Source organism: Bacteroides sp. OM05-10AA (assembly GCF_003439055.1).
In the GTDB taxonomy this organism is placed as follows: Bacteria; Bacteroidota; Bacteroidia; order Bacteroidales; family Bacteroidaceae; genus Bacteroides; species Bacteroides intestinigallinarum.
Genome location: NZ_QSUR01000041.1, coordinates 1 through 16,515 on the forward strand (window position 1 = coordinate 1; position 16,515 = coordinate 16,515).

The following is a 16,515-nucleotide window of genomic DNA, read 5'->3' on the forward strand; positions in this document are numbered from 1 at the left end:
CCTTTTTATTTTAATACACTATATAGAATCGCGGAGACGCTTACTTCATATTATACGTTTTTTTTAATCCAAAGCTAAGCTTTAGAAGTAGTAAAGCATAGCTTTAGCCTGCTTAAAGCAGTGCTTTTTAAAGATCAAAGAGTTTGTTTCAATCATTTAGCATCTTTCACTTGGAATATCCTAATGTTTGTTTCAAATCTTAGGAAGAAAAAAACTGGTTGCCGGGAGCATAATAAATTTAGCTATAAGCATATTCTGATTTGCTATAGTGAAAATTAGATTTGCTATAATGAAATCGGAAGTGAACTCTCGGTGAAAGGCGGCCCTTCACCCGATAACACCGATGAACAGGAGAAGGTGAAGGGTGAAGCGTTTTTCGGCACTCTTTCTTTTTGGGGGAGATACTACTGCTGGTATTAGAGAAAACTAATTAGTTTGCTTACTTCTGTACCGGAGTTGAGCTCATGTAAAGTACAGCTCGGTATATGGAAAAAATGACATAAATATGGATAATAATCCTTATTCGGAATTTGTAGGAATCTTTTTTTGTACTTTATTTACTTTTTAACTAGTTTTGTTCACATAGATTTCAAAAGAGTCATTTGCTAAACGTGTATCTAGTCCGTTTGTCGTCTGATTATATTAGGAACAAACTTATATGGAATTTCTATTATTTCATAATGCTGTACTCTTTATTGCAGTGGGAAAGACGTATCTTTGTAACCAGCAATCAAAATAACCTAAAGGACTGTATGAAAAATAAATTATTATCCCTCTTCGCTTTGTTGTTTTTATTTGTGTCGGAAAGTTATGCCGATATCGAACTTAGTTCCAAACAAATGAGGACCAGTGACGGACTACCCAGTAATTCTGTGCGATGTATGTATCAGGATAGTAAAGGATTTTTATGGTTGGGCACTTTAGATGGATTGACCCGCTATGATGGTAATTCTTTTCTTACCTATCAGTTGGAAACCGGCAAACACGATCAGGTCTCTTTGGCAGACAATAGAATAAAACAGGTAGCGGAGGATAAAAATGGTTTCCTATGGATAAAGACAGTACCGGAATTGTTCAGTTGTTATGACTTGCAAAAAGCTTGTTTTGTCGATTTTACCGGTACCGGAGATGATGGAGAGAGTTACTCGGAAATATATATGTCTTCTAATGGAGATGTGTGGCTTTGGCACAGAGCAAGTGGAGTGCGTCAAATCGTTTGTAAGGAGAATCGTACCATGACTTCTGTGAAGTTCCGCGCAGAGTCAGGAAGATTGCCGGACGATCGAATTAAATTTATCAATGAAGATTCCAGTGGCAGAATATGGATTGGTACCATGCATGGACTTGCATCGGTCTATAAAGGGAAAGTTGAGATTGTAGATAGGGAACTGAATTTTTCCTCTTCTTTTCCTCATGGAGGGGATATGTATTTTTTGACAAAGGGTGGAGATGTCTATCGCTGTGTCAATGGCTCGAAAAAGATAGATTGTTTAGCATCTCTTTCTACGATTGCCGGTAATACATCCGTCAGTGCACATTCATTGATAAAAGACAAATGGGTTATATTTACGTCAAACGAGGGAGTGTATGAGTTTGATTTTCAAACTATCCAAATAACTCCTTATCGGAAGTTGAAAATAAATAATGGGAAAGTTATTCATGACAATTATGGAGATTGTTGGGCTTACAATAATACGGGACGGATTTATTATATAAACGTGAAGAGCGGAGAAATAAAGGACTTCCAGTTGATCCCGGAAGAGAAGATGAAATATATAGATTATGAACGCTATCATGTGGTTCGTGATGATCGGGGAATAGTGTGGATTTCGACTTATGGGAACGGACTTTTCACTTATGATATTCAGGAAGACCGGTTGGAACACTTTGTTTCCGAAGGGAAGAATGCAGGACCTATAGGGTCAGATTTCTTGTTATGTTTGATGAAAGACAGGACAGGAGGAATATGGGTAAGCTCCGAATATTCCGGTTTGTCTCATATTTCCATTTCAAATAAAGGCATTACGCATGTCTATCCAGAATCACCGGATGTTTTTGACCGTTCGAATACAATCCGGTTACTGACTAAAATGTCGAATGGAGATATATGGGTAGGAACGCGAAGAGGTGGATTGTATAATTATGATTCTCATCTGAAAACTAAGATAGATAATCATTATTTGCCCTATAATATTTATGCGATTTCAGAAGATAGTCAGGAGAATATATGGATAGGAACCCGGGGAGACGGACTAAAAGTAGGAGACACTTGGTATAAACCGGATTCGTCTAATCCTTTTGCTTTGTCTCATTCTAATATTTATTCCATTCTTCGTGATAAAAAGAACCGTATGTGGGTGGGAACATTTGGAGGCGGATTAGATCTGGCCGAACAAACTGCGGGCGGACAATATAAGTTCCGTCGTTTCTTCCAACAAAAAAAATATGGTTTGCGGATAGTCCGGGTGATGGCAGAAGATGAAAAAGGAATGATATGGATGGGTACAAGTGAAGGAATTTGTATTTTCCACCCGGATTCATTGATAGCTGATGAAGACAACTATCGTTTGTTTAGCTATACGGATGGCAACTTTTGTAGCAATGAGATTCGCTGCCTGTTTCGTGACAGTAAAGGGCGTATGTGGGTAGGAACCTCGGGGGCCGGTTTGAATCTATGTGAACTGACAGATGATTGCCAAACTTTGAAATATACGCATTATGGAATATCAGAAGGACTGGTCAATAATATGGTTCAGGCTATTCAGGAAGATCATTCGGGGCAATTATGGATTGCCACGGAATATGGGATTTCAAGATTCAACCCGAACAGTCATTCTTTTGAAAACTACTTCTTCTCATCCTATACATTGGGAAATGTGTATAGCGAAAACAGTGCATGTATGGGAGCAGACGGGAAACTCATTTTTGGAACAAACTATGGATTAACTATTATTGACCCGAAGAAGATTCCAACAGAGAGATTGCTTTCTCCTATTGTTATCACAGGATTGTCCGTTAATGGAATTCAGGTGAAGCCTAATATGCCGGATTCTCCTTTGCAAGAATCTTTAGCCTATTCGGATAAGATTACATTGAAATATTTCCAGAATTCTTTTATGCTTGATTTTTCTACTCTTGATTATTCGGATAATGGTCAAATCAAGTATATGTATTGGCTGGAAAACTATGACAAGGGATGGAATGTTCCGTCTTCTTTAAGTTTTGCCACTTATAAATATCTGGAGCCGGGCAGTTACATTTTCCATGTGAAATATTGTGATGGTGCCGGTATTTGGAATGATACCGAAACAACTTTGAAGATTGTTATCGTGCCTCCGTTTTGGAAAACAAATTGGGCTATGCTCGGATATCTCATCCTAATGTTAATAGCTTTGTACTTTACATATCGTATCATTTTTAATTTCAATAGACTGCGCAACCGCATCAACGTTGAAAAGCAATTGACGGAATATAAACTGGTATTTTTTACGAATATCTCTCATGAATTCCGTACTCCGCTTACGTTGATTCAGGGAGCATTGGAGAAAATGTACCGGATAGACGATATTCCTCAGGCATTATTGCATCCTTTGAAGGTGATGGATAAAAGTACCCAGCGCATGTTGAGGCTGATTAATCAGTTGCTGGAATTCAGGAAGATGCAGAATAACAAATTGGCTCTTTCTCTGCAGGAAACAGATGTAGTTGCTTTCCTGTATGAAATATATCTAAGTTTCAGTGACGTGGCAGAACAGAAAAATATGGATTTCCGCTTTTTGCCGTCAGTGCCATCCTACAAAATGTTTATTGATAAAGGAAACCTGGATAAAGTGGTTTATAACTTGCTCTCAAATGCTTTCAAATACACTCCTTCGGGTGGAACAATTCTGTTCTCTGTAAATGTGGATGAGGCAAAGAAGTGCTTGCAGATTCAGGTAGCCGATACGGGAGTAGGCATCCCTAAAGAGAAGCAGAGTGAACTGTTTAAGCGCTTTATGCAAAGCAGTTTCTCCGGAGATAGCATTGGGGTAGGGCTGCATTTGAGCCATGAATTGGTGCAGGTACATAAAGGAACCATTGAATATGAAGATAATGAAGGAGGAGGTTCTGTATTTATCGTATGTATTCCAACCGATAAAACGGTTTATTCGGAAAAAGATTTTCTGGTGCCCGGCAATGTTCTGTTGGAAGAAGCGAATATGCAAGCTCACCATTTGCAGGAACTTTCAGAAGAATATCAGGAACATGAGAAGGATGTTACTTCATCGAGAAAACATAAAATACTAGTAATTGAAGACGATAATGATATTCGTGGATTCTTGCAAGAGGAACTAAGTGCTTATTTTGAAGTAGAAGTGGCTGCGGATGGAATATCCGGATTTGAAAAGGCGTGTAATTATGATGCAGATCTGATTATCTGTGATGTGTTGATGCCCGGAATGACTGGTTTTGAAGTAACCAGGAAATTGAAAGCAGACTTTGCGACAAGCCATATCCCTATTATTCTGCTGACTGCATTGACCTCGCCGGATAAACATCTGGAAGGTCTTGAGGCGGGAGCGGATATTTATATTGCGAAGCCATTTAGCTTTAAGCTTTTGCTTGCGCAAGTGTTCCGGCTGATAGAGCAATGCGAAAAGTTGCGGAAGAAATTCTCCAGTGAACCGGGAATAGTACGTCCTGCTTTATGTAACACGGACCGGGACAAGGAATTTGCAGACCAGTTGGTAGCTGTAGTCGAAAAGATTTATTCTCAATACAATATTTCTATTGATGAATTTGCACAAATGATGGGGATGGGACGAACGGTGTTTTATAAGAAATTACGCGGAGTGACCGGATACTCACCGAATGAGTATTTACGTGTTGTCCGAATGAAGAAGGCTGCCGAATTGTTTTTGACCGAAAGGAATCTGACTGTTGCGGAAGTCTCTTATAAAGTTGGTATTAACGATCCCCTTTATTTTAGCAAATGCTTTAAGGCACAGTTTGGAGTATCTCCTTCTGCTTACCAGAAAGGGGAGAGAGGCGATTCTAAAAAGTAATTTATTATACAATATGAAGATGTTTTACAGGACCCTGTTGTTAGGGGGACTTTTAGTTTTGTGCGGGCATTCTTCAGTTAAGCAAGAGAAGGGAAATATAGATTTGCTACGGCAGGAATTTAGATTCCCAAATGATTCAGCCCGTACCAAATTATGGTGGTTTCATGGTGAAACGGAGACCACAAAGGAAGGAATAACTGCTGATCTGGAAGCGTTTAAGCAGGCCGGAATCGGAGGAGTGGTGTATTACGATCAGGTACATGGGAAAGGAGCCGATGCTTCCCCCGTTTTTTCGAAAGACTGGTGGGAGAAACTGATTTTTTCGGCATCCGAGGCTAAAAGGTTGGGATTGACATTTGAGGTGAATGTATCTAACGGTTATGTAGCCGGAGGCCCTTGGATAACGAAGAAACTTTGTATGCAAAAGGTAGTTGCCAGCGATACAGTTGTCAGTGGAAATTGCCGGTTTTCCGGTCGTCTTCCTTTACCTACATCACAATCTGAATTTTGGGATTTTGCAGTCATCGCTTTTCCTGTTACTGGAACTGTGGAAACGAGTATGAGCAGGAAACCGGAATTGTCTTCTAATATGGAAGGGGTATCTCTTGAATCTCTATTTGTTGAGAATGGGAAGTTTGTTGAGATGCCCAGACTACTTCCGGGAGAATCTGTTTATATAAAAATGGATTTTGGAAGTCCTTTTTCAGCCCGGAGTTTTACTTATAGTGCTAACCCCAGAGGAAAAGCGCGTACATGTGCCATGAATATTCCCGGTCATTCATCCGATCAGTTTTATGGAGCTATGTATGAAGCATTGCCCGATCTGGGGGAATTGGAGGCTTCAGATGATGGTTTGCATTATAAAAAAGTTTGTAATTTGAAACCTGTTTACCAAGGGGTGTCGACAAAGTGCAGGCAACATACGGTAACTTTTCCGGAGGTCAAAAGCCGCTTTTTCAGGATTCATCTGCATGATTGGGCAGATAGTAAGAATCGATATTCGAAATTATTGATGGGAGGATTACTGCTCTCTTCACAAGAAAAAGTGAATAATTGCGAGGATAAAGCCGGTTTTAATTCGGACTTTATAGAAAATGAAGAAAGATCATCTTTGCCTTCAACAGATGCGATAAATCCGGCTGATGTTATTGATTTGACAGAACAAGTCGATGGAAATGGAGTTTTGAACTGGAATGTTCCGCAAGGGAAATGGATGATAATGAGATTTGCCCACGAATCACAGGGAGGATATACCAAGCATGGACGTACCGGGTTAAAAGGTTTGGAATGTGATAAGATGTCTGCGGAAGCGGCTATTGTTCAGTGGAAAAATTATTTTAAAGTCATTTACGATTCATTGTCGGTCAGAGGTTGTCCGCCATCCGGAATGATAATGGATAGCCATGAAGCGGGGGCGCAGAACTGGACTCCGGGATTCGAACAGGAATTTATGAAACGCAAGGGGTATGATATTCATCCTTATCTTCCTGCTTTGATGGGATATGTTGTCGGTTCTGCTGAAGTTTCAGACCGTTTTCTATATGATATGCGACGTACTATTGCCGATTTAATATCTGATCGTTATTATGGTACGCTAGATAGCCTATGCCTCGATGCTGGCCTTGATTTTACAGCACAGGCTATAGGGAATGCTTTGAATATTGTTGGCGATAATATTCAGGCAAAAGGCAGGGTGCAGAAACCACAAGGAGAGTTTTGGGCTTATCAGACCGAAGGAAGTTATGATATAAAAGAGGCGTCTTCCGCTGCTCATCTTTACGGTAAAAGAGTGGCTTCTGCCGAGGCGTTTACGGACGCTAAATTTTCTCATTCGTTAGCTGATTTAAAGAATCTGGCTGATTATGCATTAGCTTTCGGAAGTAATGAATTTGTGGTATGTGCATCTGCTTATCAGCCTTGGACTGATAAAATTCCCGGCAATACAGGGGGTGGCAGGCACTATTGCCTGAATAGAAATAACACTTACTGGAATTATAGCCGTCCGTTTTGGGATTATCAGGCGAGATGTGCGGGGCTTTTACGAAAGGGTATTTCCATTGTCGATTTATGTGTTTATCTGGGCGATAATCCGCCTGTGAAATTACTTTCTCATCGTTTGCCGGAGATGCCCGAGGGATATAACTTTGACGTGTGTACCACGGATGCCCTGATTAATAGAACTAAAGCTTTGAATGGGGATATTGTACTGCCGGATGGTATGAAATATCGTATGTTGGTCCTGCAGAAGGATTGTAAAATGACATTGGCTGCCCTTCGGCATATTGCTGCTTTGGTGAAGCAGGGAGTTCCGTTATATGGTGAGCGTCCTGCATATCCTGTATCTTTGGCCGAACGGATGCATGATAATGAATATGATAAGATGGTAAATGCCTTGTGGGGAACTGGAGAAAAGGAAAGTGGAGTCCACTCTTTAGGGAAAGGACATGTGTATTGGGGGATGACTTTGGAAGAGGCTTTACGGGAGGAAGAAATCCGTCCGGACATTACTTTAAAGAGTGGAAATGAACCGGAAGACAGGATATATTTCACTCATCGTCATTTGCCGGATGTTGATATTTATTTTGTAAATAATCATAGTGAGAATGTGTTTAGTGATTCTATTCATTTACGGACAGACAGGAGATATGCAGAATATTGGGATCCGGTTTCGGGAGAGTGTTATTCACTTCCTGTTATACTTGGAGGAAATAGCTTGTCATTAAGATTATCACTTGCTGCTCGCGAATCCGGGTTTATTATAGTTTCGGATAGAAAGAATGATTCTTTGCCTGCGAAAGGGTTTACAACAGATAAAGCAAAGAAGTATATTGTTAATGGAGATTGGAAAGTTTACTTTGATCCGAGATGGGGTGGACCGGGCGAAGTAAACTTTACACAATTGACTGATTGGAGTAAGGCAAAAGAGCCGGGCATCGTTTACTATTCGGGGACGGCTGTTTATAAAAAGAACATCCATATAGACAAAAAAGAAAAGGGTAAACAGATATTGTTGCGTTTTGATCGGTTAGGTTCGCTGGCCAGGATTTATCTGAATGGACATGAAGTTTCAACTTTGTGGTGTTCACCTTGGGAAGCGGATTTGACTCGTTGGGCAGTTAAAGGGGAGAATTCTTTAGAGATACATGTGGTAAATTCATTAATGAACAGAATGATTGGTGATGCATCATTACCACAAAATGAACGGTTTACCTATGCTTATCCTGCGATTGCGACTTCAAAAGATACTTTGGTTCCATCAGGGATTATCGGGAATGTCTATCTGGTAGTCCGTTAGTCGGTATGATATTATTGCTTACCTTGAATCCGGTCTACTTTTCACAGACCGGATTCAACGCAAGATTGTTTATCAACTATATATGGAGGTCTAATTTGTAGATTTCACTTCCGGCAAGCAGGAAGCAGCCTGTACCGAAATCTTCAAAATCAGGAACTTTATCATAAGTGACAGGCTGACTGTCTTTCGGTTCTTTGCCGGTTCCCTGTACATAGCCAAGAAAACCATTTGGGTGAACTGCATCTTTCACCATGGCATTCCATGCTTTTATGATTACAGGCAGATATGTCTTTTTATCCAATAGCCCGTTACGTATCCCCCAGGACATGCCGTATACGAAAAGGGCTGTACCGGAAGTTTCTTTGCCTCCAAAGTTTGTCGGGTCGTGGAGGCTGACATTCCAAAAGCCGTCTTCACGCTGACATTGTTTCAGTGCTTTGCTCATAGTCAGAAAATCATTGATGTAATCCTGACGATGTTTTTCATCGGATGGAATTTCATTCATAACTCGTACTAAAGCTGCATATACCCATCCGTTTCCACGGCTCCAGTAACAGTCTTTACCATTCGGTTCTTTGTATGGAGGATCGAAATTATGATCTCGCCACCATAAACCGTCTTTGGGGTTGAACATTCCGTTTTCTCCATGCTGGTTGCGGGTATATTCATACATGTCCCACATCTTATCAAAGTATTTCTGTTCGCCCGTAAGTTTTCCCATTTTGGCAAATATCGGCATCCCCATCTGGATGGCATCTATCCACCACCAGTCATTTACTTGTGGAGTGTTGACCAGCATATCCATATTGGCTTTCGTTTTCCGTATTTTTTCAGGATCAGGGCAAATGTTGTATAAATCAAGATAGATTTGGCTGGCGCAGTAGTTATCAGCATTACGGGTGGTTGTTCCCCGGTGGAATCCCCATTGGTGATAATCTGCCCATTCCTTGGCATAGAGGTAATATTCGTCTGCAGGATAGATGGAATAGAGTGCCATTAGACCCTCGTAATACACACTCCGTGTCCAGATATTACTAGGACGAACCATTTTTTTGACAAAAGAAGGGGTGCGATAATCAGCATATTTCTTCATAAAATAGTCGTTTACCTGGAGGGTTACTTTGAGAATTTCTTTTTTATCGGGAACTGTCTGTGCTTTTATGTTCCCATAACTCAATATTACTCCGATAAAAAATAGTATAAGATGCTTTTTCATTGTATAATAAATTAAATTACTACTGTTCTTAGATTTAGGTGCACAAAAGTGAACCTTTCTTTACCTGTTGCAAAGAAAATGCATTGTAAGGAAAGTAATATTGAAATTTGTACGGAAAATATGTAATATTAGACTTTACCGGCCGAGAGGAACTGTTTTATCTCTTCAGCAATATCTATGATGTGTTGAGGAGCAAACTCTTCCAGCTCCGTGCGTGGACGAAATCCCCATGTCACTCCGCAAGCGGTAACTCCTGCATTGGCAGCCGTTTGCATATCTACACCGGAATCGCCTACATAAAGAACATCTTCCTTTTGTACATTGGCTAGTTTTAATATATCAAAAACAACTGCCGGATCGGGTTTGACATTTATTCCTTCCCGTTGGCCGAAAACTGCTGTAAAGTGAATACCGGGAAAGTAGTGGGCAACCAGCTTTTCTGTGGCAGCCTGATATTTGTTGGATGCTACGGCAATTTGGATGCCTGCAGACTGCAGATAGGATAACAGTTCCGGAATATCCGGATAAGGTCGGCTATCATCTGCATTGTGAATATCGTAATAAGGAACGAACTCATTGCGTACACGAAGTACATTTTCTTCCGTCTTTTCACCTTCGGGCAATGCGCGTTCAAAGAGTTTATTGATACCATTGCCTACCATGAAGTTGTACTTTTCTATTTCATGAGTGGGGTATCCTAATTTATTTAAAGCATAATTGGTGCTGTGGGCAAGGTCGGCGATGGTATTCAGCAATGTTCCATCCAGGTCAAATATAACTAGTTTCTTCATTGAGTTTTTGGTTTATTGTTAATCTTATACTTAAATCTCCCGATTTGCAAAGGTATACTAAAAAAGTGAGATAGGGAAGAGTGGAGCAATTGTTTAGAGAATATCCAATGACAAACAAAGCTGGAAATATATTTGTTATTTTACCGGATTGGCTTAACTTTGCGAGAAACTAAAGAATAATGAATGCAGAATGGTTTGAGACACTGCCCGAACAATGCCCTCCTACGGATGCGGAGCAGTGCGAAGGCTATTATTATAGAATTGCAAATGGTAATCCTGCTACAACAGAAGATTTCTTTTCACAAAGAAAAATGCAGCCGGATAAAGTCTTTAAGGGATTAGGAATAGATGAATGCGTAACAAGGGCAGTCTCTCTATTTTCAGAAAGGGAAGAAGCGGAGAAGAGATTGAAACTTCCTAAGTTTAGGAAGGCAAGTATTGCTTTAGTCGCCTTAGAACCAAAAGATGGAGTGTTAAAGAAAACCTTCGGTATAGCACATTATTCTTGGTGGAGAACAAAGGAATTTAATGTTTTACAAGCTAAAATAGTCTGATTATGGAAGATGTATTAAGGATAGACAGGATATTGGATTTCTGTGATGTGCCGCAACTTTTTGTGGCAAGAGATGCCTTTGATACACTGTATCTTTGCCTTTTGTACGATGATGAGACGGTTTATCGCTATACGGGAATTCGTATCTCTACACGTAGGCTTGAATCTTTTTTAGTGGGTGAAGCGGATTTGCGTTTGCTCTATCTGCAGCCTGAAAGTGAACATGAGTATTACGATGTTGTGTTTCAATCGGGTGAATACCAGAAAACGCTATTAAAGGAAAGTACCTTGTCGGAAGATAAATTGCCGGCTGAGGGATATGTTTTGTCTGGAGAGAAGCGAGAGAATGTGGTTATTAATTTGCCAATGAGAGACCGTAGCCTGCTAGCGGAGCTTGTTCGCAAATTTGGTTGGGCTTGTATGTGAGTTTATATAATGATAAAGAAGATTGTCCTACTTCTGTTGGAAAGTAGTGGGACAATCTTCTTTATCATTATATAAACATTGATTACTTCTTAGTAATCCGGAACCAGTCTACATCTGCCCATCCTCCGTCGTTAGTGACGATAGCCGGTCGTGTGCAGAACATTCCGACCTTTGTGCCAATCCATTGTCCTTCTCTTGCCTGGAAAGGATTGCCTAGTGGCTGATATTTCTTTCCGTCAAGGCTGTAGCTGAAGTTACACATCACAATGAGATCGTGTCCGCCTTCGCTGCCTTTGATCTTCTTGCCGTCATAGCTGAAACGAACTTTCAGATAAACAGTATTTTGAGAAAGATCCACAGAAGCATTTGCCTGTTCCGGTTTTCCTTTATCTGCTTTTTTACATTCAACTTGAGACAGGACCAGACCTTTATCTGTATTTTCCAGAATGATTCCGGCATAATCTCTACCCATTACAACCAGTCCGGTGCGTTCACCTTTATTTTTAGGATTAGGGGTAAACGTAAGTTTCATTGTTGCAGTGAAATTGTCAGAAGGCGTTTTCTGTAGAAGCAGGTTGGCTACATCCCACAGATTTTTATAGTCATTCAAAACCGGATAGGAGTATAATCTTACATAGCTCTTATCACCTGCATAGTATGCCCATTTTTCATTGATGTTGGCATGCCATTGCCATTGTGGAGAGAGGGTATATCCGTCGAACTCGTCACTTTCCTGCGGAGTGCAGATAGGATATGTTTTACCTACATTCGGCTTTTTATAAGTCAGAACAGGTTCGCCACAGCCGTCACCGTCTTTGTCTATGCCGATCACAGGCCAGTCGTTTATCCATTTCATAGGCTGAAGATGCATGATACGTCCGTAAGCACCCACATCCTGAAAGTGAAGGAACCAATCTTCTCCGGTAGGAGTATCTATCCATGCACCCTGATGAGGACCGTTGACAGGAGAGTTACCTTGCGCAAGTACGGTTTTCCATTCGTAGGGACCATAGATGTTTTTAGAACGTAGTACAACCTGCCAGCCTGTTGGTACGCCACCGGCCGGATGGAAGATATAATAATAGTCATTTCTCTTATACATTTTAGGACCTTCGCAAGTCTGATGTGCTTCATGACCATCGAAGATTATGCGTGAAGGAGTGATGGCTTTTGTTGCTTCTGCATTTAGTTCGCAGATGGTGATTACACTTTTCAGCCCGGCACGACTTCCTGCGTATGCATGTACCATATACACTTTCCCGTCTTCATCCCAAAACGGGCAGGTGTCAATAATTCCTTTTCCCGGTTTCACCAAGACTGGTTCGCTCCACGGACCTTTCGGGTCTTTGGCTTTCACCATAAAAGCTCCCTGGTCAGGATCCCCCCAAAAGATATAGAACTCTCCGTTGTGATGGCGAATGGCTGGAGCCCAGACACGGTTGCCATGTTCCGGCCGTTCCGGAGTTTCAATGGGAGAGAGGGCATTGGGGACGGCGGCACCGATAATCGTCCAGTTCACCAAGTCCTTGGAATGTAGGATTTGTAATCCGGGTAAACAGTTGAAACTGGATGAAGTCATATAGAAATCATCTCCTACGCGGCAAGCGTCAGGATCGGAGTAATCGGCATAAAGTACCGGATTTTTGTATTTACCGTTTCCGAGGTCGGAAACCCATACCTCAGATACATAGTTTTTTTGTGCTACTGCGGTGAAGACCGTTAATAGGCAAAAAGCTAAAGTCTGTGTCAATCGTTTCATGTTATAGATTATATTTATATAAGTGATTTGCTGGTTTTATCTGGTGACAAAGGTAGAAAAAAAGACTCTGCACAAGGAGGAATATTTGTGCAGAGTCATAGAAAAATTGGTAGAAACCTCGTAATTTTTGTTTAGTTGTATATGTATCTACCTTATCACCTTTACAGTTACCGGGTGAGCCAACTCTTCTTTCCATTCACGGAGATAGGCAAACCATGCTTCCGGTGTTTTATATCCGAAAGTTTCTTTCATCGAAGTAAAAGTCGTATGATACTGGAAATATTTATTTCCCGGAGCGGCAATCGTATAAAGGAAGTTAGCTTTATCCTTTTCTTCCGATTTCACATAACGTTGAGGAATGCAAGTGCCCAGTCCTACGGTTTCTTTAGCATATTTCACTGTATCGTTTACAGGCCAGTCCGTTCCCCAGCTTCCTACAAGCCCTTTATGATCGGAGAAAGATTGGGAAGTACTTACAATGTCTTGTACACCTGTGCAGAAAACTTCTTTATTGAGCGGTTCGTCAAAGAATGCTTCAATATGAAGATCGCGATGTCCTGCATAGAGCGTGTAGCGTGTCATCATATTCAGTTCCGTATCCTGATATTTCCATCCGGTCACTTCAATTTCAGCAATTACACGTACCGGTCCGTAAGAAATGATACGTTCCGTGCGGGTATCCACCGGAGTGATGTGGGTAGCTTGCTGTCCGTCCCAACCTTTCAACGCGCCCGGTCCGCAACTGTCGAACACACGGAGTACGTCATCTCCGAATCCTTTAGCTAACTGCTCATCTGTCGGATAGAACTGCGATTCTTTGATTTCCAGCCCTTTGTTGAACTTGCCATAAATATCCGGTGTCTGTTTCTCATTGAAATAAAGGCGGTATCCTACCAGTTCTGATTCCAATACCGGACCGTGAGGACGTACCATACTGTATATATTACTAGTGCCGGGAACTGTGATAGCTTGTACCCGCTGATGCTTTCCTTTCTTGTTGTCTACGATAAACATATCGGCATAAACTCGTTCAGGATAAGTCTTTGTACTCTTTTCTGAAGAAAGTGTAATCTGGAATGTTTTTCTACCATGAGCAGGAAGATCGGCAACAAAAGCCAGTTCGTCCATCTTACGGTCTCTGTTCAGATCGTCCAACTGGGAAGCTATTTCCTTGGTCCCTTCCATGACAATGGCAGACTTTACTTTGAAACCTGCGTGCAGTTCATGCAAATTGATGACAATCGGAGCGTCCGTTTTTGCCTGATTCCAGTTGTTCTGCACTTCAACTGTGATGGTTTTCTCCTGTTTCTGCGCTTGGGCAGACAGACTGAAAGCTCCTAAAAAGAAAGTAATAATAAAAAGATTCTTCTTCATGTTTCTAAGGCTGAAATTATACGTCGTATTTCTCCTTGCAAAAATAGCAGAAAAAATAGCAGACTGTGTCTCTTTTGAGGAGATTATAGTCTGCTATTTGAGCTTTTTACTCTATATAATGATATTGTGGTTTCTATTTTGCATTACAGAATGGCAATGAGTTTTTATTTGAGACTTAAAATCTCCTCTTTTGCACCTAATTCCTCATAAACCTTTCCGTCTATAGTCAGATTCTTGGCATTCTTAACGTTTAATATATTGTTGCCTTTAGAAGATTCTACATAAATATTTTCCAAAGTAACTCCGTCCACCTGGCTGATAACAACTCCATCCGTAGCTTCCGTCATCACAACGTTTTTAACGGTAATATTGCTGATGGGCATTTCCGGCAGTCCGTTGAAGAACATGGCACGTCCCGAACCTCTGCAAACAATATTGGAAATATGAATATTGCGGAAAGCAGGTGTTTCTTCTGTCACCGGAGGAATGGCAGTTTTCATACGGCTCAACAGGTCTTCTTCCGATTCTTCACCGGCACCTTTTCCACCGTAGAACAAGTCGAACAATAAGGGTTCATTCGGAATATTAATCATATTGATATTGTTAATGTAGATGTTTTCTACCACACCGCCACGTCCGCGGGTACTCTTGAAACGTAAACCTACATCTGTACCCATAAATGTGCAGTCCTCTACATAGATATTCTTCACACCGCCGGACATTTCACTACCTACCACGAATCCACCATGTCCGTGCAATACTGTATTGTTTTTCACGATAACGTTCTGGCAAGGTTCTCCACGACGGCGTCCATCTTCGTCTTTACCGGATTTGATACAGATGGCATCATCTCCCGCATCAAACACACTATTGATAATCAGAGCGTTTTTACAAGATTCCAAGTCGATAGCATCACCGTTTTGAGAATACCAGGGGTTGATGACCATGATATTATTTACTGTGAAATCTTCGCAAGACAAGGGGTGCAGACACCAGCTTGGTGAGTTTTTGAAAGTAACGCCTTCCAACAGTACCTTTTTACTTTTAACGATACTCAACAGTACCGGACGCAACCACGGACGGATTTCTGCCCATTCTTCATCTGTGTTGATACCTTCGGGGACATTGAAGTCTTTGCAAGCCATTGCACCTTTCAGTGAGCCGGCAGTGGGATACCATATCTCTTGTTTCTCGTCGAGAACACCTCCCGAGTTTACCAGCTTTTTCCATTGTGAAGCAGTCAGCTTTCCTTTTTTTACCGGACGCCAGCAGTCACCGTTTCCGTCAAATGTACCATGTCCGGTGATAGCGATATTTTCTGCATTGCGTGCTGAAATCGGCGATTGGCAACGACGAGTCTCAAGTCCTTCGAAAGAAGTGGCAATGATAGGATATGCTTCAAAATCACCGGTAAAAAGTACCAGTGCATTTTGTTCCGTATATAGATTTACATTGCTCAACAGTTCGATCGGACCAGTCAACCAGACACCTTCCGGGATAATCACTTTACCCCCTCCGCGTTGATTCACGTCTTTAATAGCATCGTTGATAGCTTTGGTATTCAGGAACAGACCGTCTCCTTTGGCTCCGAATTTCTCAATGTTTACTTCGTAAGCAGGGAAAACCGGTTGCTGTACTTTCGGCATTTCAAAAGGTAAATTCTGGTAAAGAGCGTCACTGATTGAGCTTTCTTTTACAGCAGTCTCGCTTTGTTTACATCCCGATGAGATAAACGGTAAACAGCATACGGCCATCCAGAAGAGTCTTTTTGTCAATGTGTTCATTTAGTAACTTAATTTCTATAGGGTTATACATCTATTGTTTTTCTTGGTAGTTGGTTGATGATTAATAAGGATGATTTCATAATTCTTATGTCCTTCCGCAGGCGATCTGTCGCAGGCAGCCTGCAGGAGAGGAATAAGACGAATTCATGTTAACCTAATTCTAACCTTAAATAAATATTATGAAAAAACCTCTTAATTATCGATTGCAAAGATAGGTGGGAAAGCCTAAGGCGATGTGGACTAATTGATAGATTACGTGTATTTTTTGTCAT

Annotated in this window: 9 protein-coding genes; 4 read left to right on the forward strand and 5 right to left on the reverse strand. The window is 41.1% G+C overall.

The genetic code is table 11. From position 1 onward, the window contains the following. The first annotated feature begins 752 nt into the window (after positions 1 to 752). Positions 753 to 5,045, forward strand: a complete 4,293-nt coding sequence (locus tag DXB58_RS23270) for a two-component regulator propeller domain-containing protein (protein WP_122138437.1) — start codon at positions 753 to 755, stop codon at positions 5,043 to 5,045. A gap of 13 nt (positions 5,046 to 5,058) precedes the next feature. Next, positions 5,059 to 8,340 (forward strand): glycosyl hydrolase, encoded by a 3,282-nt coding sequence (locus DXB58_RS23275; RefSeq protein WP_122138415.1) that lies wholly within the window; start codon positions 5,059 to 5,061, stop codon positions 8,338 to 8,340. Positions 8,341 to 8,416: 76 nt separating this feature from the next. Here DXB58_RS23275 and DXB58_RS23280 read toward each other — a convergent pair whose 3' ends face one another. Then, entirely contained in the window at positions 8,417 to 9,556 is a 1,140-nt protein-coding gene (locus DXB58_RS23280) for a glycoside hydrolase family 88 protein (protein ID WP_122138416.1), read from the reverse strand. 128 nt (positions 9,557 to 9,684) lie between these two features. Then, positions 9,685 to 10,347 carry an HAD family hydrolase gene (locus DXB58_RS23285; protein WP_122138417.1) on the reverse strand — a complete coding sequence of 221 codons (663 nt, stop codon included), beginning with the start codon at positions 10,345 to 10,347 and terminating at the stop codon, positions 9,685 to 9,687. A gap of 179 nt (positions 10,348 to 10,526) precedes the next feature. On the opposite strand from DXB58_RS23285, the gene DXB58_RS23290 reads away from it, so the two are divergent. Both DXB58_RS23290 and DXB58_RS23295 read left to right on the forward strand, forming a co-directional pair. Beyond that, positions 10,527 to 10,901 (forward strand): hypothetical protein, encoded by a 375-nt coding sequence (locus DXB58_RS23290; protein ID WP_117936871.1) that lies wholly within the window; start codon positions 10,527 to 10,529, stop codon positions 10,899 to 10,901. Beyond that, positions 10,898 to 11,326 (forward strand): DUF6575 domain-containing protein, encoded by a 429-nt coding sequence (locus DXB58_RS23295; protein WP_117936869.1) that lies wholly within the window; start codon positions 10,898 to 10,900, stop codon positions 11,324 to 11,326. The genes DXB58_RS23290 and DXB58_RS23295 overlap by 4 nt, the downstream gene beginning before the upstream one ends. An 82-nt stretch (positions 11,327 to 11,408) precedes the next feature. On the opposite strand, the gene DXB58_RS23300 is transcribed toward DXB58_RS23295, so the two are convergent. From DXB58_RS23300 to DXB58_RS23310, 3 genes are all read right to left on the reverse strand, one after another. Beyond that, the gene (locus DXB58_RS23300; protein ID WP_117936867.1) at positions 11,409 to 13,085 is read right to left on the reverse strand and encodes a glycoside hydrolase 43 family protein; all 1,677 of its coding nucleotides are present in this window, start codon (positions 13,083 to 13,085) and stop codon (positions 11,409 to 11,411) included. A gap of 147 nt (positions 13,086 to 13,232) precedes the next feature. Continuing rightward, positions 13,233 to 14,459, reverse strand: coding sequence for a DUF4861 domain-containing protein (locus tag DXB58_RS23305; protein ID WP_122138418.1), 1,227 nt, complete (start codon positions 14,457 to 14,459; stop codon positions 13,233 to 13,235). Between the two features lie 164 nt (positions 14,460 to 14,623). Then, positions 14,624 to 16,243 carry a glycoside hydrolase family 28 protein gene (locus DXB58_RS23310; protein ID WP_122138419.1) on the reverse strand — a complete coding sequence of 540 codons (1,620 nt, stop codon included), beginning with the start codon at positions 16,241 to 16,243 and terminating at the stop codon, positions 14,624 to 14,626. Positions 16,244 to 16,515 lie beyond the last annotated feature (272 nt).

Coding starts and splice junctions, on each gene's coding strand:
- DXB58_RS23270 (WP_122138437.1), top strand. CDS start 753: ATGAAAAATAAATTATTATCCCTCTTCGCTTTGTTGTTTTTATTTGTG.
- DXB58_RS23275 (WP_122138415.1), top strand. CDS start 5,059: ATGAAGATGTTTTACAGGACCCTGTTGTTAGGGGGACTTTTAGTTTTG.
- DXB58_RS23280 (WP_122138416.1), bottom strand. CDS start 9,556: ATGAAAAAGCATCTTATACTATTTTTTATCGGAGTAATATTGAGTTAT.
- DXB58_RS23285 (WP_122138417.1), bottom strand. CDS start 10,347: ATGAAGAAACTAGTTATATTTGACCTGGATGGAACATTGCTGAATACC.
- DXB58_RS23290 (WP_117936871.1), top strand. CDS start 10,527: ATGAATGCAGAATGGTTTGAGACACTGCCCGAACAATGCCCTCCTACG.
- DXB58_RS23300 (WP_117936867.1), bottom strand. CDS start 13,085: ATGAAACGATTGACACAGACTTTAGCTTTTTGCCTATTAACGGTCTTC.
- DXB58_RS23305 (WP_122138418.1), bottom strand. CDS start 14,459: ATGAAGAAGAATCTTTTTATTATTACTTTCTTTTTAGGAGCTTTCAGT.
- DXB58_RS23310 (WP_122138419.1), bottom strand. CDS start 16,243: ATGAACACATTGACAAAAAGACTCTTCTGGATGGCCGTATGCTGTTTA.